The following is an 18,151-nucleotide window of genomic DNA, read 5'->3' on the forward strand; positions in this document are numbered from 1 at the left end:
GAAAAGGAGTTAAAACAATGCCATGTTTTATTAAAAAAGTAACCATAGAAAGTGTTAATGGTGGTGTGGTGAATTTTGGAGATTCGCATTGCATTTCTCCCAAAAATGTTGAATCGTCAACTTCTGGTTCGGGTGGAGGAGGAATAGGAGATTTTCAGCTAGTAATTAATGGGAAAAGTATAACAAATTGCTCTGATCCAAATAATAAATAAACAAATGGAAGGCACAGTTTAGGTGCCTTCTTCTTTATTCTTGATCTCTAATTTTAGATCGATCTGGTGTGATTTCTTCTGATATTTCAGTATTGTATCGCAAGTGACCAAGTCTTTCGAATTCATCTTTATGCTGGAGGGTATGGTTAATCAGATATCGATGGAAGAACATTTCAAATAAAGCTACAACCAGTGCGGTAAAGAGTGAAGCTAGAAATACATTTGTAGTTGAAGTGGTAATGTTTGCTAAGTAAAACCATGTAATAAGCATCGTAATGGCGAAATCGGAAATAGATGCTGTCATGTTTGTTGTTCTTGGCAATAGCATAAGATCCCCAAGTAGATAAGATACAACTCCGATCATTAACGTTAAGATAAAAACATCTCCAATTGAATATCGAAACAATAAACCTAAAATAATCATTAGTAATAAGAAAGTAGCGACTGCTTTTATCAAAAAAGCTTGAATATGGTTCACCTACTATTCCTCCTCACTTTTACATCCTTACTATTTACTCTATAAATAAGGCTTATGTAAGAAAATATATCCAATTGGATAAAAGCTCTTGTACTAATCAATACTAGTTTAGAAAAGGGTGAGATTTTTGGAGGTGAGGAAGATGAAACAGCTCACAATGAAAGAACTTTCCTTTATAGAAGATGAAATAAGGGCGGAAGAAATCTTAGGAAAGACTATGAACTGGTGTGCATCATTATGTGATGATCAAACTTTAAAAAATGAGTTAGAACAATTAGCGGAACAACATCAATTAAATGTTGCCGCTCTATCGCAATACTTTAACCAATCAAAAATGATCCAATAAGATAAAAGGGGACAAGTTTATGCCGAACAATATGGAAGGACGCGGTTTAACAGATCGGGAGATGATACAGCTTTGTTTGGAGTTGGAAAAGGGAAGATGTCAGAACATTAGTAGTACGATGTTAGAGGCATCACATAAAGATCTTCGAGACATCTATCAACAATGTCTTGAAAAAGCAACAAACAATCATTTTCGACTTATTGAACTAATGGAACAAAACGGCTGGTACAAAACTGAACTTGCTTCATCAGATCAAATGGAGAAGGTGCAGGAATATATGCAAAACAACTTACATCCAGATCATCAATTTTGACAAAAGGCTATTCTCAAAATAGCAATGCGCTCAATTACTTTTCATACATGGTTTTATCGACAATGGACATAATGAAATAAGATTCTCACAATTCTAGATAAAAGGGAAGTGCGATCATGAAAAAAACGAATAATAGTCATTCATCTCAACTTGCAGGTAAAACGTATGAAGTGGAAGATTACAAATCAAATAGCACATTATCATCAGGCTTAGCAACCACACATGAGCAAGCGTCAGATGCTTATATGGAAGGTGAAGTCAATGCAGTTATTGATAACGTTGAGGGTGAAGATATGCAAGTAAAGCAAGAGGGCTATAAAAATCAATAAGATACCTGAAGGTTCAGAACAAGTAGCGTTCTGAACTTTTTTTGTCCTGGAACTCTAAATGGTGACATTTGGTCACTATATCATTTGGCAGGTTCCTCATACTAGGAAAGTAAGAGAGTTAATTATCGAGGGGGAAATTAGATGTTTTATCATGTTAAAGAATTACAATATACAGCAAAACCAAGCCAACCAGATCCTGTTTATGCCAAGAAATTGCAAGAGGTCCTGGTGGACAGTTTGGGGAGATATCGGTTATGATGCAATATCTTTTTCAAGGATGGAACTGTCGAGCAGAAGGAAAATATCGTGATATGCTTCTAGACATTGGTACAGAAGAAATTGGTCATGTTGAAATGCTTGCAACAATGATTGCTCAATTATTAGATGGTGCACCTGTTCAAGATCAGCAGGAGGCAGCAAAAGATCCTGTTATTGAAGCAGTTTTAGGTGGGATGAATCCCCAACATGCTATCGTAAATGGTCTTGGGGCTCAGCCTAACGATAGTACAGGTTATCCATGGAATGCACGATATACGATTGCAAGCGGAAACTTATTAGCTGACTTTCGGGCAAATTTAAATGCAGAATCTCAAGGAAGGTTACAAGTATGTCGATTGTACGAAATGACAACAGACCCTGGTGTAAGAGATATGCTGTCTTTCTTGATTGCCCGTGATACAATGCATCAAAACCAATGGATGGCTGCAATCGAAGAAATTGAGCAAACACAAGGTTCCATTGTTCCGAGTAATTTTAATCAAGAGTATGAGAAACAAGATGTGTCCTATTCGTTTATGAACTTCTCTGAAGGTGAAGATAGCAGCAACGGTAGCTGGGCAAATGGACCAACTTTGGATGGACAAGCTAATTTCCAATATGTTCAACATCCTCAACCAATGGGGCAGAAACCATCTCTGCAACCGGGTCCTGCTTCTTTACACGGAACGAATCCTGAAGAGTTGAGAGTTAAACAAGGGTTAGGCAAAATGGAACCAATGCAATAACTCACCATACAGTAACAAAGTAAATGTGGAAGGACAGCCTTAACGGGCTGTTCACTTATTTAAGAAAGGAGAATAAAAGATGAGAAAAGATCAATACGATGATATGGTCCATTTAAACGGAAATAAAAAAGAAGAACATCTGGAAATAAGTTCTACTGGATATGGATTGGAATCTGTGACATCCTCAACTTCAACACAGGACGATAAAAGACAATTTAATCAGAAATAGAAAAAGAAGTGTTGCTCCACCATATTAAAGAGAAGGGGAGCAAGTAATGTTTATGTAAAATAGTTACACCTGATAGAGGATTATCGAAAGGCTTTCATATCCTCAAGTAATGCTGTAGAGTTAACGTCTTCTTCAACGACGAGTTTTAACTCTGTCTTAAAAGGTAGGGTATACAATGAAAGGATAGAAGTTGCGTCATACTTTCGATCTTCACTATGAATCCATATATCGAAAGGATACTTTGACGCAATTTTGTTTAACTTTGGTACTTGATCTTTATCGGATAATTTAAAATGAATGACCATAAATCAACCTCCCTCTTTTAGAATTATAGTTTAATAATTCGAAATTGCAAGATAAATAACGCGATATTTTTGAACATACTTTTCAGCGATCAAAAGCATTATTATGGTTCAATTGTCATATTTTCAATAAAACCCGGTTCTTTTAGGGTGTATATTTCATTGAAATTCAAGGGAAAGTTGACTATAATCGACAGTAAGAGACAAATTTCTGCATCCGCCTTTTATAGACATAAAGGTCAAAAATGCAACACAATGATGTGAACGCATTTTTACGTCACTTAATAAAGAAATATAAAAGAGACAGGGGAAAGAAAATGCGTTTAGTTAAATTAGATCATTGCCAATCAGGAATCAAATTAGGTAGATCCATATATAGTGAAAAGGGTAAAATTCTTTTAACTAAGGGGACGGAGCTTACTGATAGTTTTATTAAAAGATTGAAAAACTTAAATATCAATACAGTTTACATAGACGATAAAGCCTCTGAAGGGATAGACATTGTTGAGTCGATTCCCATAGAACTGTTAAATGAAGCAACAAATGTCATCACAGAAGGAATAGAAACAATCGCCGAATTGAATGGAACAAAGCCTACATTTCAGGCCATGATCGAAACAGAAAAAACAGTTCGGACCTTTCAAAAAATCTTTAGAGATATCATGACATGCTTAACCGAAAAACCAAGTGTGCTAAATCTGCTTGCAACAACAAAGATTCATGAAAGTCATGTTTATACACATAGTCTAAATGTTACAATCTATTCCTGTCAGCTTGCGATTAAAAATGGAATGTCTACAAAAGAAATAGAGGAAATTGGTTTAGGTGCTCTATTACATGATTTAGGGAAAATATTTGTGGCACCTGAAATATTAAATAAACCAGGAAGACTTAATGGAGAAGAGTACCAACAAATGAAGGCACATTCTCAGTTAGGGTTTGATATTCTTCGAAAGGTACATGAAATCCCCTTGGTTGTAGCACATTGTGCCCTGCAGCATCATGAAAGAATCGATGGTAGAGGATATCCCAGGGGCATAAAAGGTGACAAAATTCATCCGTATGCAAAAATCTTGAGTGTAGCCGATGTTTTTGATGCGGTTACCAGTCATAGAGTCTATCGGCCGGCAATGCTGCCACATCAAGGAATGGAACTACTATTTTCAGGGAGTGGAACCCAATTCGATACAAAGCAGTTAAAGTTGTTTAAAAATTGTATAGCAATCTATCCACAAGGATTAACTGTTAAATTAAATGATGGCAGGCTTGGAATAGTAACGAAATATCATTTCCATTCGGTAGGCCGTCCTACGATTCGAATTATTAAAGATGAGGCCGGCCAAAGCATAACACCTTATGAAGTCGACTTATCAGCACGGGGAAATTTAACATTAGAAATTGTTGAAGCAGATGCACTATTGTAATGAAATGACTTATCAAGCTACTGAAAAAGTATGCTTATAAGTCATTTTTTTATTTTCCAAAATTTTCAAATCGAGGATAAAGATTTTCATTAAGGAGAAGAATACAGGGAGAGATTATTAACTAGAACGGAGACATAATATGGTTCAATTCTTTGTTAGTAACGTTGATTTCATGATTCTTTCTTTAAGACTTGGTAATGGCATACAGGAAGGAGTAATCAGTTGATTATATTACTTCTATCAGTGATTATTTTTAATTATTTAGCCTTTAAAACGAATGAGAGACTGACGAAAAACCATATTGTCCATATTTGGGTCTTTACTATAGCTTTTCAGTTGTTTTTCGATATTTTTGTCGACTTAAAATACCATGGCTATTGGTATATAACAAAAGGAATAGATTGGCTTGCATTTCCTGCATATACAGCATTAATTCCCCCTGTTAATATTATGTTTCTTAACTGGTTTCCTTTTAAAAAAGGGTTCTTTAAAATTGCGCGGTATATTTTCGTTTGGGAATTATTTTTACTATTTTATGAATGGTTAGCTAATTCACCTTCACCCTGGGGGTATTTTCGGTATGGGTGGTGGAATCTAGGCATTTCAGCCATTATTAATCCAATTCTACTGTTTATTTTGGTTGGGTATTATAAATGGATTTTAAAAATAGAAAAAGAATGACTTATCGTTTTAGTCATTCTTTTTATTGGTCTGTTATTTTTCAGTGTTTTGCGGTACTATGCAACCATCATCTGTACATACATCCTGATCAGAAGCTGTTAGGTTTTGAAACATTGGCTTTTGATGTTCCTCATCCCAAACTTTTTGAAGTGCACCTGCAAATGTTTCAGGAGACTGTGCACCAGAGATGGCGTACTTTTGATTAAGTAAGAAGAATGGTACACCTTGAATTCCATATTGCTTTGCCAGGCTTTGATCATTTCGTACTTCTTGTTCATAAGATGTTTTGTTTGATAAAACTTCCAACGCTTTTTCTTTTTCAATTCCAGCCTCTATAGCGACCTCAACTAATGTGTTTTTATCTCCAACATTTTTAGACTTTGTAAAATATGCAGATAATAGCTTTTCTGTTATTTCTTTATCTTTTCCAATGGTTTTAGCGTATTTTGATAACCGATGGGCATCAAAAGTGTTTGTTGGCTTCATCCCTTCAAATTCAAAAGATAATCCAAGTTCAGCAGCCTGTTGGATCAGTCCTTTATTCATTTGTTTCATTTGTTCTACGGTTGAGCCATATTTAGCAGCCAGTGCTTCATATATACCTTGCTCTGAATCAGAAGGTGCGTGAGGGTCTAATTCAAAGCTCTTATACTCAATTTGAACGTGATCTTTATGTGGAAATTGCTCAAGTGCCAACTCCAATCTTCGTTTTCCTATATAACAAAATGGACAAACAAAATCTGACCAAATCTCAATTTTCATAAATGTCACCTCTATGTTATTAATGAAGCTATTTTAGCAATTTGTTCATTCCAGTTGCAAACACTTGAACTTACACACCGCCAACCTTCTAAAAATCGACACAACACCATGAAAAAAGTCAACTCCTGCGCTTACCCGGGAAATGTCTAATGATTTAGTCTTATTTTTTAGTGGATTTGAGTTTAATAGACTATCTTCGTAAAGTATATTCTACAGAAAATTATAGAAAACCTATAGTGGAATGTAGAGGAAGACACTAGACTTCACAAACAAATCTTGTGTCTGGAGCGCAGTGGAACGAACTTCTTATTACAACCTAAAAGAACTTTCAAAACAATTCGGTAATAGCATTTAGATAGAATATTCTTCAAATTAGGGTTGAAGTTCATTCAAAATATGGTATCATATAGGTAATTGAAAAGGCTATGTGTAACTGGCGAAACACGGATTACCGTGAGGGAGCACATAGTGTCGAAGCCGTTCGCCTGGGCAAAGGTAAGGGATTAAATCCCTTGCCTTTTTCTGTTTAATAAGGAGGACGTTTATGTCGAATTATGATATAATCCCATTATCTTATTAAAATGAAAATATTCATAAAATTTTAAAAATACCTGAAAAGAGGAGATTTCAATGAGTACAACAACTCTAGAAAAAGTAAAAACAATTAAAACGTTAAACAATATCGCAGAAGTTGGTTTAAATGTTTTTAGTAAAGGCAACTACACAATTGACAATGATAGCGAAAATCCTGATGCCATTGTTTTACGAAGCTACAATATGCACTCTATGGAATTTGCGAACAATTTAAAAGCTATCGCACGTGCCGGTGCAGGTGTAAATAATATTCCTGTTGATAAATGCACTGATCAAGGAATTGTTGTATTTAATACACCTGGTGCGAATGCAAATGCAGTAAAAGAAATGGTTTTGACAACATTAATGGCATCTTCTCGTAATTTATTTGCAGGTGTTCAATGGACGAAATCACTGGAAGCTGAAGGAGATCAAATACCGAAGCTTGTTGAAGCAGGTAAAAAACAATTCGTTGGTAAAGAGATCAAAGGAAAAACTCTTGGAGTAATCGGGTTAGGTGCAATTGGTGCACTTGTGGCAAACGATGCACTTGGATTAGATATGGACGTAATAGGTTTTGACCCATTCATCTCTGTTGATACAGCATGGAATTTATCTCGTAAAGTACAGCGTGCAATGAGTCTTGAGCAATTATATGCAAATTCTGATTATATCACTGTTCACGTTCCATTAACACCTGATACTAAAGGTATGTTCAATGAAGAAACATTTGCGATTATGAAGACGGGTGTACACATCTTAAACTTCTCTCGTGGTGAGTTAGTAAATGAAGAGAATATGAAAGAAGCACTTGAAAGTGGAAAAGTAGGCAAATATGTAACAGATTTCCCAAATGAAAATGTATTGAAAATGAATAATGTTGTACCGATTCCACATTTAGGTGCATCTACGAAAGAATCTGAAGAAAACTGTGCGATTATGGCTGCTCGTCAAGTAAAGGACTTTTTAGAAACTGGTAATATTAAAAACTCTGTAAACTTCCCGAATGCATCACTACCATATACTGGGAAGCGTCGTGTTGCAACATTCCATAAAAATGTTCCAAACATGGTTGGTCAAATCACTCAAGCGATCTCAAGTTATAACTTAAATATCGCAGACATGGTGAATAGAAGCCGTGGAGAGTATGCATACACAATGATTGACATTGACAATGAAGTAAATGGTGATATTATCCCTCAACTAGAAGCACAAATTACAAATATTGAAGGAATTGTTACAACTCGTTTAATTTAAAGTTAATGAAATTAGGATAAGGCTGCTGTTCTTGTGAACAGCAGCTTTTTTCGTTCTTTTTAAAAGAATGGAATGCAAATAGAAGTGAAAGCTAAGCATAAAAGTTTGTTTCTGTCGTTGAACTTGTTACTATAGAATCGTAACTTAATGAAGAAAGGAAAGTAGAAATGTCGAATATACAAATTCCTGTTTCAGTCTTAAATTTAGTGCCAATTCGTCAAGGGCAGGATGCTAAGGAAGCGATTGATTCAATGGTTGATTTAGCTCAAGCTACTGAAGCAATGGGGTATTCTCGTTATTGGATTGCTGAGCATCATAATACATCAACTTTGGTAAGTTCAGCAACCTCAATTTTAATGAAACATACGTTAGAGCATACAAATAAAATTCGGGTGGGATCTGGTGGAATTATGCTGCCAAATCATTCACCATTAGTTGTGGCCGAGCAATTCGGAACAATGGCAACAATCTATCCAAATCGTCTGGACCTTGGACTTGGTCGTGCACCGGGTACTGATATGATGACGGCAAGTGCATTAAGACGTACACAGAACGATTCTGTTTACACATTTCCTGACGATGTGAATGCATTGCTCACATTTTTCGGACCGATCGAAAAACAAGAATATGTGAAGGCATTTCCTGGAGTTGGAACAAATATACCAATTTATATTCTCGGCTCATCAACAGACTCAGCATATTTAGCGGCAAAGTTGGGCTTACCGTATGTGTTTGCTTCCCATTTTGCTCCACGATATATGGAAGAAGCGATCTCAATTTACCGTAGCCGCTTCCAACCATCTGAATATCTAGAAAAACCATATATGATGGTTTGCCTAAATGTCATTGCGGCTGAAAGTGATGAAGAAGCAAGAAGAGAACAAACAACCATGCAGCAATTCTTCTTAAATGTCGTAAGGGGAACACAAAGTCCATTACGTCCTCCAGTAGAAAGCATGGAGGGGATTTGGCAACCACATGAAAAAGAAATGTCACTTTCAATGTCAAGTGTTACATTATTAGGTTCCAAAGAATCAATTAAAGACCAGTTAACAAGTTTCCAAGAAAAATATAACGTTGATGAAATTATGGCAGTATCATACATTTATGATCCGGAAAAACAAAAACGATCTTACGAAATATTAAAAGAAGTTGTAGATGGAAAATAAAATAGAACATAATTGATCTTTCCCTTAAATGTTGGACAAACCCCGTACATTTAAGGGTTTTTTTCGTGAATAATAGACATAATGAATTTCACTATTATTTATATTGTGTAATTCCAATCCAGCATAAATGGGAAAGAAGTGGGGAAAATAGAAAAAAATAGGTTGAGGTGAACAGAATGGGATTGCTCCTCAAGATTTTTGTTCTCTATCTTCTAACGATAATGATCATGAGGTTAATGGGAAAATCAACGATTATTCAAATGACACCTTATGATTTAGTGGCAATCATTATTGTTGGTACAGTAGCATCAGAACCTCTTATAAGCACAGAGTTTCTTCCGACAGTTTATGCTCTGGCGATTCTGGTTTTGATTCATATCTTATTCTCAAAGCTTACATTATGGCAATGGGGAAACCGATTTTTTTTAGGTGAACCTACCATTTTAATTAAGCATGGTGAGTTTGTGGAGGACAATATTGAAAAATCAAGACTATCCATTGCGCAAATATTATCTATCTTAAGAAGTCAGGGTTTCCCAAAGGTTTCCGATATCGATTATGCAATATTGGAGCCGATCGGAGAAATTAGTGTCATAGCAAAACCAGAAAATACACCATTAACGGTGCGACACATGAACCTACCAATTGAAGATGAAGGATTACCGATTTCCGTCATTGTCGATAGGAGAATCCAGGTACGTAATTTAAAATTATTGGGAAAAACCAAGGAATGGTTGAAAAATAAATTAAAAGAGCAAAACCTAACAGAAAAAGATATTTTTTATGCTTATGTGAATGAGAAGACAAAAAAGTTGATCATTAAGAAACGAATTATGTAATGAATGGAAATGAATATAGGATATTTAAGCATGGAATCTATGGTCATTTCCATGCTTTTTTCATTTCAGTTTAACTATTTAGATTAGCAGAAAAAGGCAATGATTTGATAGGAATGAGATAACAGTTAGTTTATCAATTGGCCCATAATGAAGATAGTTAAATTGAATAAGTGAATAGGTAAGACTTATACATACAAAATTTTTATGTTATGAAGGAGGCCGTATATTGTGTTGTCCAGAATGATCAAACTCTTCGAAATCAAAGGGTATCGTTTATTCGTTATTTGCATGCTGTTAGTTGGTATAGGAATTTCTATTACTTTACCATATGTATCTTTGTATTTAACAGAAGATGTAGGCATTAGTGCCGGAGCATTTGGTGTTTTTATGGCGATAACATCGTTAGGAGGTATACTGGTAAACTCGTTTATAGCCAAACGCTCAGATAGCGGTTTGGATCGTAAAATGATTATTATTATAGCTATGTTATCGTCTGCATTAGGTTATGCTTCTTACTTAGTTTTCAACCATTTCCTTGTATTGTTACTTGTTATGACGACCTTTAATGGGATTGGGGCAGCAGCGATGCCGCAAATCTATGCTTATGCACAGGAATCGGCTAATTCCAGTAAATCCGAAGACAAAACATTCGCAATGTCAACATTGCGTTCTCTTGTATCACTTGGATTTCTTATAGGCCCATTAGGGGGGACCGTTCTTTTATCTGCTTTTGGATATGATGGACTCTTTATGGTAACAGCCTTTATTTTCCTTACTGTGGCCACTTTGGTTTTTCTGTTTCTTCAAAAACGCTCAATCAATAAAGTAAGACCTTCAAATATGAAAAATCCTTTAGTTAAAAAGATGATTAGAATGCCCTTCATTGCGTTTATCCTCCTGTTTGCGGTCAATGCTAGTAACATGATTAATACACCGTTGTTTATTGTGAATGTTCTGCAAGGTACACATAGAGATGTTGGGTTGGTAGTAGGGATTTGTGCGGGACTTGAGATTCCAATTATGCTTCTGCTAGGGGCCTTTGCACAAAAAATATCAAACCAAACTCTAATGGTTAGCGGTTGTGTTATCGGTATTTTGTATTTCTCCATCTTAAGTTTTTCCACTCATCCATGGCAACTCATTGTAGCTCAGCTTTTACAGGCAACGTATGTGGCAATTATCATGGGAAATGGATTAAGCTATTTCTCTGATCTACTACCAAATTCACCTGGAATGTCAGCGACCATCTATTCGAACGGATCTACTATTGGAAGATTGCTTGGAAGCTTGGGTGGGGGTATGATCGCTCAGTATGCCGGTTTTCGCATTGTTAATTGGGTTTGTCTCATGATTTTAGGTGTTTCTCTTCTTATTTTATGGAGGGTAAAATCACAAGAGAAATTAGCAACCTCCTTAAACCAAACTCCATCTGTTTAATCTAATTCTACCAAAGTGCTAAAACACTTATTACAGTGTTTTAGCTTATCCATTTAAAGGCTTGACCAAAATATCATTAACATGTTACTATAAGGTCACATGAAAGATGAGTGACCGCTTGGTAACATAAGCAACAATGAAGAATTAACTGAGGAGGGGTGAAATGGAAGAGATGCTTTCAAATGTTTTTAAAGCATTGGGCCACCCAATCCGTAGAAACATACTGGATATACTTAAACAATCACCGAAAACAACAGGTGAACTTAATGAGTCGTTTCCTGAAGTCACTCGATATGCCATTATGAAGCATTTGACGATTTTAGAAGAAGGAAATCTGATTGTTACTAGGCGAAAAGGGAAATACAAACTCAATTATTTAAATGCAGTCCCACTACAAGAAATGTATAACCGATGGGTTGGAAAGTATATGCAGCCAACCGTAAATTCTTTAATAAATCTTAGATCAGTTGTAGAGAAAAAAGGAGATGGTCAAAAAATGACGGAAACAAATAAATCTTTTCATATTGAACAAGAGATATTTATAGATGGTAGTCGTGAACAAGTATTTAAAGCACTAACGGAAAATGTTGAAGATTGGTGGGAATTCCGCTTAGCTCCTAAACATCTATCCTCTCAATTTACATTCGAACCTGTACCCGGAGGACAATTTTTGGAAACATGGGGAGATCATGCAGGAGCTGTTTGGGGTACAGTTTATTATGTCAATGCACCCGAAGAAATACGAGTTCAAGGTCATTTAGGAATGCAAGGAGCCGTAAACAGTGCGTACACCTATAAACTTATTGACAAAGATGGTGGAACAGTCCTTCAGCTTTCCCATACTGCTTCAGGAGTCATTGAAGAAAATTGGGAGCAGGATCATAAACAGGGTTGGGAATATCTTCTAGGAACATTATTGAAAAAATACGTAGAAAATAAAGCGTAGATACAGGGGGGGAGGAACAAAAAATGGTGGATGTTGTAACTGAAATAGTAATTAATCAACCTATTGAAGTCGTTTCAAATTATGCAACAGATCCTGATCATGCTCCTGAATGGTATGTAAATATTCATGCTGCTGAGTGGAAAACACCAAAACCTCTCGCTATAGGAAGTCAAATTGCTTTTAAAGCCAATTTCCTGGGACGGGAACTCGCATACGTATACGAAATTATCGAATATGAACCACAAAGAAAATTAGTCATGAAAACTGCAACTGGACCATTTCCAATGGAAACTACGTATACTTGGCAGGAAGAAGATCCGGGACGAACACGGATGATTCTTAGAAATAAGGGAATTCCAACTGGATTTTCTAAACTTTTTACGCCATTTATGTCAACTATGATGAAAAAGGCAAATAATAAAGACTTACAGATGATTAAACGAATACTCGAAACAAAATAACTCATAGGAACATTCACTTTTAGGAGAGGATGTTCCTTTAAGTTGTTTTACTACAAAGAAATGAAAAAAAATATTAAAATATAGTAGTTAAAAGTACCTATTTGTTTTACATACTAGCTAATGACAAGGGAGAAAATAATATGGAAATAGGCATAAGTACATTTGTAGAAACAACACCAGATGTAGAATCCGGTGAAGTTGTAAGTCATGCACAGAGAATCCGGGAAGTAGTGGAGGAAATCATTTTAGCTGATCAGGTAGGGTTAGATGTGTTTGGAGTTGGTGAGCACCATCGTGAAGATTTTGCTGCCTCAAATCCTGCAATCATTTTAGCCGCAGCAGCACCTCAAACAAAAAATATTCGCTTAACAAGTGCTGTAACAGTGCTTTCGTCAGCTGACCCGGTTCGGGTGTTTCAGGATTTTGCAACACTTGATGGGATATCGAATGGACGAGCAGAAATTATGGCAGGAAGAGGTTCATTCATTGAATCTTTCCCTTTGTTTGGCTACGACTTAAAAGACTATGATGAATTATTTGAAGAAAAACTCGAACTGTTACTTAAAATAAGAGACTCTGAGAAAGTAACATGGAGAGGTGGCCACCGGCCGGCTATTCAAAACAGAGGTGTATATCCAAGACCAGTTCAAGATCCGCTTCCAGTATGGATAGGGAGTGGAGGAAATTCTGAATCGGTAGTCCGGGCAGGTATTCTTGGCTTACCATTAGTATTGGCTATTATCGGAGGAAGTCCGATCCAGTTTGAACCATTGGTTCAGTTATATAAAAAAGCAGTTGCTCATGCGGGGCATGACATCTCAAAACTAACTGTTGCATCCCATTCACACGGTTTTATTGCCGAAACAACTGAAAAAGCAGCAGATAAATTTTTCCCTTCTACACAACAAGTGATGAATCAGCTTGGGAAAGAACGTGGATGGGGTCATTATGACAGGAAAAGCTTTGATGCAGCACGAAGCTTTGATGGCGCTCTATATGTTGGAGATCCGAATACTGTTGCAGAGAAAATTATCCACCTTCGCAAAAACGTAGGTATTACACGATTTATGCTCCATGTTCCAGTGGGGTCAATGCCACATGAAGATGTCATGAGAGCGATTGAATTATTAGGAAAAGAAGTTGCACCAAGAGTTCGTGAGGAAGTAGCGGCATGGGAGAATCAAGTGGGTTGAAGTAAACGAATAATTAAAAAAGCACTTCGTCAACCGAGTGCTTTTTTTGTATTGGAGATTTAAACTGATCTGAATTTTATTTTTTTGAACCTTTATTTTTTTGTTTTGCACCCTCATTTTTAAAAGCTGATTCTGTTTCATGATCATTTCTTTGTTGCTCAAGACTAGAATTTTGCAGACCTTTTTTCATTGTTCATACACCGCCTTTTCGACTACATAATGTTTTGTTTGCATTCCTTATTATGATAATTTTCAAAAAGAATATACAGTTGAGATCGTGTTTTCGTTTGGTGTTGTTAATAATCGCTAAAAAAATATTGATAAATAACTTATTTTTATTGAAAAACAATAAAATATAAATTAAGCTAGGAATATATCAAGCAAAGAAAGTGGAAAGGAATGGAGTAAATGACTTCAATTTTGTTTTATGGCTTTTTGGTTCTACTATTGACCATTATTTTTAAGAATCGGTTAAGAGGATTAATACCTGAAAACCATTCATTTGTTGAAAGATTGGGAAAGGTGAGGTGGTTTCAGTATCATTGGTTAGCGGGTTTATGTTTATTTGGGATAAACGCCGGTTTATTTCTCCTTACAGGAGGTTTGTTGTATAGTCTTATGTTTCTCATGATTCCGTATTTACATTTAGTGATTATGTTTTTAGCTGTTATCATAAGTGTTTATGTTTGGATTGTGATCAACAAAACTTGGGAAGGAACAAAAGGTAACAGACTGAAACTTGGAGCTGTTGGCAGTAGTTTTTACTTACTATTAACAATCGTTTTTATCTATATGATGATGACGATAGAGCCTCAATATCCTGGTGAAGATACGTTTATGAGATTTATTGGTCTATTTTTTGCCTCTTTTGTTACAGCTGTTGCCTTTTTAACTTGTTTTATAATCACCGGTTTTTCCAAAGGAAATAGAAATTGACCAATGACATAGTTTATTTACGATTATAGTAGAATATTAGCAATTTTCGCCAAATATTGTACGATTCTACTAATTTATTTTCGATTAGACGACATTCGACGGAATTCTATATATTTTACATAGAACAAAACGATTGAAAAACCAAATATATCTGTTATTATGTTTATGTGAGCATTTATTCATATAAAAGAGGTGTAGGCATTGTACAACACAATCATAATAGGAGCTGGTCAAGCCGGGCTTGCCGTTGGGTATTACTTAAAACAATTCAACAAAAGCTTTCTCATTTTAGACAAAGGGAATGAGGTCGGAGAAAGTTGGAAAGAAAGATATGATTCTTTACTATTATTTACTCCTCGCATGTACAGTGCCTTACCAGGTATGAAGTTTCATGGAGAATCACACGGTTTTCCAACAAAAGATGAAGTTGCGGATTACTTACAGTCATATGTAGTGAAATTTCATATACCGATTCGTTTTCAATCAGAAGTTGTGAGTGTTACAGAAAAGGAAGGTCATTTTATCATTAAGACAAAAAATGATGTATTTTCAGCAGAAAATCTTGTCATCGCAACAGGTCCTTTTCAGATACCATCATTGCCTGCATTGTCTAAGAAAGTAAACAACAATCAACTTCACTCTTCTCAATACAGAAATTCTAAACAACTGGTAGATGGAAATGTTCTTGTGGTTGGTGGCGGAAACAGTGGTGCACAGATCGCTGTTGAGTTATCGAAAGATAGAGAGACATTTTTATCTGTTAGCAGGAATTTAAATTACTTACCCTTACTACTTAGGAATAAAAGTATCTTCTGGTGGTTTGATAAAATCGGTATTTTAAAAGCATCACATACATCATTAATCGGACAGCTTATCCAAAAAAGAGGGGATCCTATTTTTGGACTTGAATTAAAAGAAGCGATAAAGCAAGGTACCATCAAGTTAAAAACCCGTGCAACTGATGGAAATCAACATAAAGTGGTTTTCGAAGACTCAACAGAACTCGAAATTCAAAATATCATTTGGGCTACAGGGTTTAAAACTGATTTTTCTTGGTTGAAAATAAATCAAGTAATAAATGAAAAAGGAAATGTTATACATACCCGTGGTGTAACAAATATTAAAGGGTTATATTTTATCGGTCTTCCTTGGCAATATCGCCGTGGTTCGGCTTTATTACAAGGGGTTGGATATGATGCGGAGTATATTGTAAAGAAAATAAATAGTTTTGACAGATTAGATTAGTAAGAGTAATTTAAAGTACATTTTCCCTTCGATTGCATAGGATAGGTTAGAACCTAGGAAAGGGGTAGAATCAATGTACTTTGTTCCTTATGCATATCAAAATCCATATTCATACTATGTTCCTTCACCAATGCCGTCTTATGGAAGACAGTCTGTCTATTGGACATACCCAAATGTACCTGAAGAAGCCAATGTGAGAAATTCGCACCAATTTTCCAATCAAAGAGTGGCGATAGCAGATTATGGTGCTAAACCTTATGTTGTGAATATTAATGAAGCAACGAAGCAAAACAATACGTTTCGTACAGCTCTGTGGACTGGAACACATTTACAGCTTACATTAATGAATATCAATGCCGGTGAGGATATTGGATTGGAAATGCATCCAAATGTTGACCAATTTTTACGTGTAGAACAAGGGCAGGGACTTGTTCGAATGGGAAAAAGTAAAAATAATTTAAGCTTTGAACGAAATGTTTATGATGATTTCGCTATCTTGATACCGGCAGGAACATGGCATAATGTCATAAATACAGGAAATACTCCATTAAAGCTTTACTCTATCTATGCCCCTCCGAACCATCCATTTGGTACAGTTCATACTACCAAAGCTGAAGCGATGGCAGCGGAAGAATAGAATCCCATTAGGATAATCATTACTTAGGTTGCGACTCTTTTATAAGGGGTCGCTTCTATTTTAAGTTTCTTTTTTCATACAGGTCAATTTTGTTCTTCTTGCTTAAGATATATCAATCCTTCATACTAGAATCAGTAGAATGATAGAAAGAGGTGCAGGGTTGTGGCTGTGGTGAGAAAAACTGCAACTAAAAAAGGCAATAAAGAAAGGACTATTATTAAGTTATTACGTCCGATTTTTATCATTGTTTTTTGTTTGCTCATTGTTCATGTATATTATTTATCGACTATTGATCAATTGCTTCCACAACTAATAAAGTTATCTGCTGTCCTTATTTCGTTTGCTAAGTCCATTCCTACATCAATTTTGCTGGTTTTGGGTTACACACTTGTCATATTTTATGCGGGTTACATAGTTGGTAAAAAGTTGAAATCTTAAAGGGAGATTTATATATGCTGTTGGTTTTACTATTCTTTATTGGTCTTGCAGGAGGAATTCTCGGTAGCCTTGTCGGATTAGGCGGAGGAATTATTATCGTACCTGCTTTATTGTTTATTGGAAACTATACAAGTCTATTGCCGTCCATAACACCACAGCTTGCTGTTGGGACCTCAATGATCATCTTAATTGTTACAGGACTTTCTTCAACATTAAGTTATATGAAGCAAAAAACAGTTTACTTTAAGGCAGGAATAATTTTTTTTATCGGAAGCGGTCCTGGAGCTTTTGTGGGAGCATTGATTAATAAAACAATTGATTTACATCTTTTCTACATATTCTTTGGGACTTTTGTCATTTTCATTTCTCTTCTCCTAAGTGTTCAAAAGTATTTGAAGCCGAATACAAATCAAGTTGGTTCTACTTATACGTTTATAGATAAACAGGGTAATGAGCACTTCTTACAATTTCAATCTGTCCTTGCAGTTTTGATTGCTTTTATCGTTGGTGTTTTGTCCGGTTTATTTGGAATTGGCGGTGGTTCCTTAATGGTACCCACGATGCTTTTATTATTCAGGTTTCCTGCCTCCATTGCGGTGGCAACTTCGATGTTTATGGTGTTTTTGTCTTCGATTGTTGGATCAATTGCGCATATTCAGCTTGGGAATGTTGAGTGGCTATGGATTCTTGTGTTAGCACCAGGAGCTTGGATTGGTGCGAAAGCCGGTGCTTTTATTAATCTTCGACTAAAAGATGGAACGGTTATTGTCATTTTAAGACTTGTCCTGGTTGTTGTCGGGGTTCGATTGATTTTTCAAGGCTTATAAATGGTATTCATTATGAATGTTAATCCTTTGTGTGCAGGCATGAAGGATTTTTTTGTGTGGTCAAAAATATTTAGATAAAACGGAATAAACTGGACAGACTACAAGGTAAAAGG

General features: G+C 35.8%; 23 protein-coding genes, 1 pseudogene and 1 riboswitch. Of the genes and pseudogenes, 20 read left to right on the forward strand and 4 right to left on the reverse strand.

The window, feature by feature from the left end; all coding sequences use genetic code 11:
- Positions 1–17 precede the first annotated feature (17 nt).
- A complete protein-coding gene (locus LC095_RS07025) occupies positions 18–212 on the forward strand; it encodes a spore germination protein (RefSeq protein WP_226527490.1) in 195 nt (64 codons plus the stop codon).
- Between the two features lie 34 nt (positions 213–246).
- On the opposite strand, the gene LC095_RS07030 is transcribed toward LC095_RS07025, so the two are convergent.
- A complete protein-coding gene (locus tag LC095_RS07030) occupies positions 247–690 on the reverse strand; it encodes a DUF2512 family protein (RefSeq protein WP_226527491.1) in 444 nt (147 codons plus the stop codon).
- 142 nt (positions 691–832) lie between these two features.
- Here LC095_RS07030 and LC095_RS07035 point away from each other — a divergent pair, with 142 nt between their 5' ends.
- The 5 genes and pseudogenes from LC095_RS07035 to LC095_RS07055 all read left to right on the forward strand — a co-directional run bounded on the left by LC095_RS07035 (position 833) and on the right by LC095_RS07055 (position 2,911).
- On the forward strand, positions 833–1,036 hold the full coding sequence (locus LC095_RS07035) for a hypothetical protein (protein ID WP_078431131.1): 204 nt from the start codon (positions 833–835) through the stop codon (positions 1,034–1,036).
- A gap of 19 nt (positions 1,037–1,055) precedes the next feature.
- A complete protein-coding gene (locus LC095_RS07040; RefSeq protein ID WP_226527492.1) occupies positions 1,056–1,349 on the forward strand; it encodes a spore coat protein in 294 nt (97 codons plus the stop codon).
- 116 nt (positions 1,350–1,465) lie between these two features.
- A complete protein-coding gene (locus LC095_RS07045) occupies positions 1,466–1,678 on the forward strand; it encodes a YozQ family protein (RefSeq protein WP_226527493.1) in 213 nt (70 codons plus the stop codon).
- A gap of 141 nt (positions 1,679–1,819) precedes the next feature.
- A pseudogene (locus tag LC095_RS07050) lies at positions 1,820–2,682 on the forward strand (manganese catalase family protein).
- 79 nt (positions 2,683–2,761) lie between these two features.
- Positions 2,762–2,911 carry a hypothetical protein gene (locus LC095_RS07055; RefSeq protein WP_226527494.1) on the forward strand — a complete coding sequence of 50 codons (150 nt, stop codon included), beginning with the start codon at positions 2,762–2,764 and terminating at the stop codon, positions 2,909–2,911.
- 80 nt (positions 2,912–2,991) lie between these two features.
- On the opposite strand, the gene LC095_RS07060 is transcribed toward LC095_RS07055, so the two are convergent.
- On the reverse strand, positions 2,992–3,216 hold the full coding sequence (locus tag LC095_RS07060) for an HPr family phosphocarrier protein (RefSeq protein ID WP_026560063.1): 225 nt from the start codon (positions 3,214–3,216) through the stop codon (positions 2,992–2,994).
- Between the two features lie 314 nt (positions 3,217–3,530).
- Between LC095_RS07060 and LC095_RS07065 the strand changes: the two genes are divergently transcribed.
- Together LC095_RS07065 and LC095_RS07070 are read left to right on the forward strand one after the other, a co-directional pair.
- Complete coding sequence (locus tag LC095_RS07065; RefSeq protein WP_226527495.1) at positions 3,531–4,637, forward strand: HD-GYP domain-containing protein; 1,107 nt, start codon at positions 3,531–3,533, stop codon at positions 4,635–4,637.
- 222 nt (positions 4,638–4,859) lie between these two features.
- Entirely contained in the window at positions 4,860–5,318 is a 459-nt protein-coding gene (locus LC095_RS07070) for a hypothetical protein (protein WP_226527496.1), read from the forward strand.
- 33 nt (positions 5,319–5,351) lie between these two features.
- Here the strand turns inward: LC095_RS07070 and LC095_RS07075 are convergent, their stop codons facing one another.
- Complete coding sequence (locus LC095_RS07075; protein ID WP_226527497.1) at positions 5,352–6,080, reverse strand: DsbA family oxidoreductase; 729 nt, start codon at positions 6,078–6,080, stop codon at positions 5,352–5,354.
- Between the two features lie 419 nt (positions 6,081–6,499).
- Positions 6,500–6,578, forward strand: a riboswitch (ZMP/ZTP riboswitch).
- A gap of 132 nt (positions 6,579–6,710) precedes the next feature.
- Between LC095_RS07075 and LC095_RS07080 the strand changes: the two genes are divergently transcribed.
- The 7 genes from LC095_RS07080 to LC095_RS07110 all read left to right on the forward strand — a co-directional run bounded on the left by LC095_RS07080 (position 6,711) and on the right by LC095_RS07110 (position 13,955).
- Complete coding sequence (locus LC095_RS07080; protein ID WP_226527498.1) at positions 6,711–7,910, forward strand: phosphoglycerate dehydrogenase; 1,200 nt, start codon at positions 6,711–6,713, stop codon at positions 7,908–7,910.
- 167 nt (positions 7,911–8,077) lie between these two features.
- Positions 8,078–9,079, forward strand: coding sequence for an LLM class flavin-dependent oxidoreductase (locus tag LC095_RS07085; RefSeq protein WP_226527499.1), 1,002 nt, complete (start codon positions 8,078–8,080; stop codon positions 9,077–9,079).
- A 176-nt stretch (positions 9,080–9,255) separates the two neighbouring features.
- Positions 9,256–9,918 carry a DUF421 domain-containing protein gene (locus LC095_RS07090; RefSeq protein ID WP_226527500.1) on the forward strand — a complete coding sequence of 221 codons (663 nt, stop codon included), beginning with the start codon at positions 9,256–9,258 and terminating at the stop codon, positions 9,916–9,918.
- 228 nt (positions 9,919–10,146) lie between these two features.
- Positions 10,147–11,355 carry a sugar efflux transporter gene (locus LC095_RS07095; protein WP_226527501.1) on the forward strand — a complete coding sequence of 403 codons (1,209 nt, stop codon included), beginning with the start codon at positions 10,147–10,149 and terminating at the stop codon, positions 11,353–11,355.
- 163 nt (positions 11,356–11,518) lie between these two features.
- The gene (locus LC095_RS07100) at positions 11,519–12,301 is read left to right on the forward strand and encodes an SRPBCC domain-containing protein (RefSeq protein WP_226527502.1); all 783 of its coding nucleotides are present in this window, start codon (positions 11,519–11,521) and stop codon (positions 12,299–12,301) included.
- A gap of 23 nt (positions 12,302–12,324) precedes the next feature.
- Positions 12,325–12,762, forward strand: coding sequence for an SRPBCC family protein (locus LC095_RS07105; RefSeq protein WP_226527503.1), 438 nt, complete (start codon positions 12,325–12,327; stop codon positions 12,760–12,762).
- Between the two features lie 140 nt (positions 12,763–12,902).
- Positions 12,903–13,955 carry an LLM class flavin-dependent oxidoreductase gene (locus tag LC095_RS07110; RefSeq protein WP_226527504.1) on the forward strand — a complete coding sequence of 351 codons (1,053 nt, stop codon included), beginning with the start codon at positions 12,903–12,905 and terminating at the stop codon, positions 13,953–13,955.
- A gap of 76 nt (positions 13,956–14,031) precedes the next feature.
- Here the strand turns inward: LC095_RS07110 and LC095_RS07115 are convergent, their stop codons facing one another.
- Positions 14,032–14,145 (reverse strand): hypothetical protein, encoded by a 114-nt coding sequence (locus LC095_RS07115; RefSeq protein WP_026560055.1) that lies wholly within the window; start codon positions 14,143–14,145, stop codon positions 14,032–14,034.
- 218 nt (positions 14,146–14,363) lie between these two features.
- Here LC095_RS07115 and LC095_RS07120 point away from each other — a divergent pair, with 218 nt between their 5' ends.
- The 5 genes from LC095_RS07120 to LC095_RS07140 all read left to right on the forward strand — a co-directional run bounded on the left by LC095_RS07120 (position 14,364) and on the right by LC095_RS07140 (position 18,038).
- Positions 14,364–14,891: a hypothetical protein gene (locus LC095_RS07120; RefSeq protein ID WP_226527505.1), complete on the forward strand. Its 528-nt coding sequence runs from the start codon at positions 14,364–14,366 to the stop codon at positions 14,889–14,891.
- A 201-nt stretch (positions 14,892–15,092) separates the two neighbouring features.
- Entirely contained in the window at positions 15,093–16,136 is a 1,044-nt protein-coding gene (locus tag LC095_RS07125) for a flavin-containing monooxygenase (RefSeq protein WP_226527506.1), read from the forward strand.
- A gap of 73 nt (positions 16,137–16,209) precedes the next feature.
- Entirely contained in the window at positions 16,210–16,773 is a 564-nt protein-coding gene (locus LC095_RS07130) for a cupin domain-containing protein (protein ID WP_226527507.1), read from the forward strand.
- A gap of 162 nt (positions 16,774–16,935) precedes the next feature.
- Positions 16,936–17,211 (forward strand): hypothetical protein, encoded by a 276-nt coding sequence (locus tag LC095_RS07135; RefSeq protein ID WP_226527508.1) that lies wholly within the window; start codon positions 16,936–16,938, stop codon positions 17,209–17,211.
- A gap of 14 nt (positions 17,212–17,225) precedes the next feature.
- Complete coding sequence (locus LC095_RS07140; protein ID WP_226527509.1) at positions 17,226–18,038, forward strand: sulfite exporter TauE/SafE family protein; 813 nt, start codon at positions 17,226–17,228, stop codon at positions 18,036–18,038.
- Positions 18,039–18,151: the final 113 nt, after the last annotated feature.

Source organism: Metabacillus niabensis, assembly GCF_020524345.1.
GTDB lineage: Bacteria > Bacillota > Bacilli > Bacillales > Bacillaceae > Metabacillus > Metabacillus niabensis_B.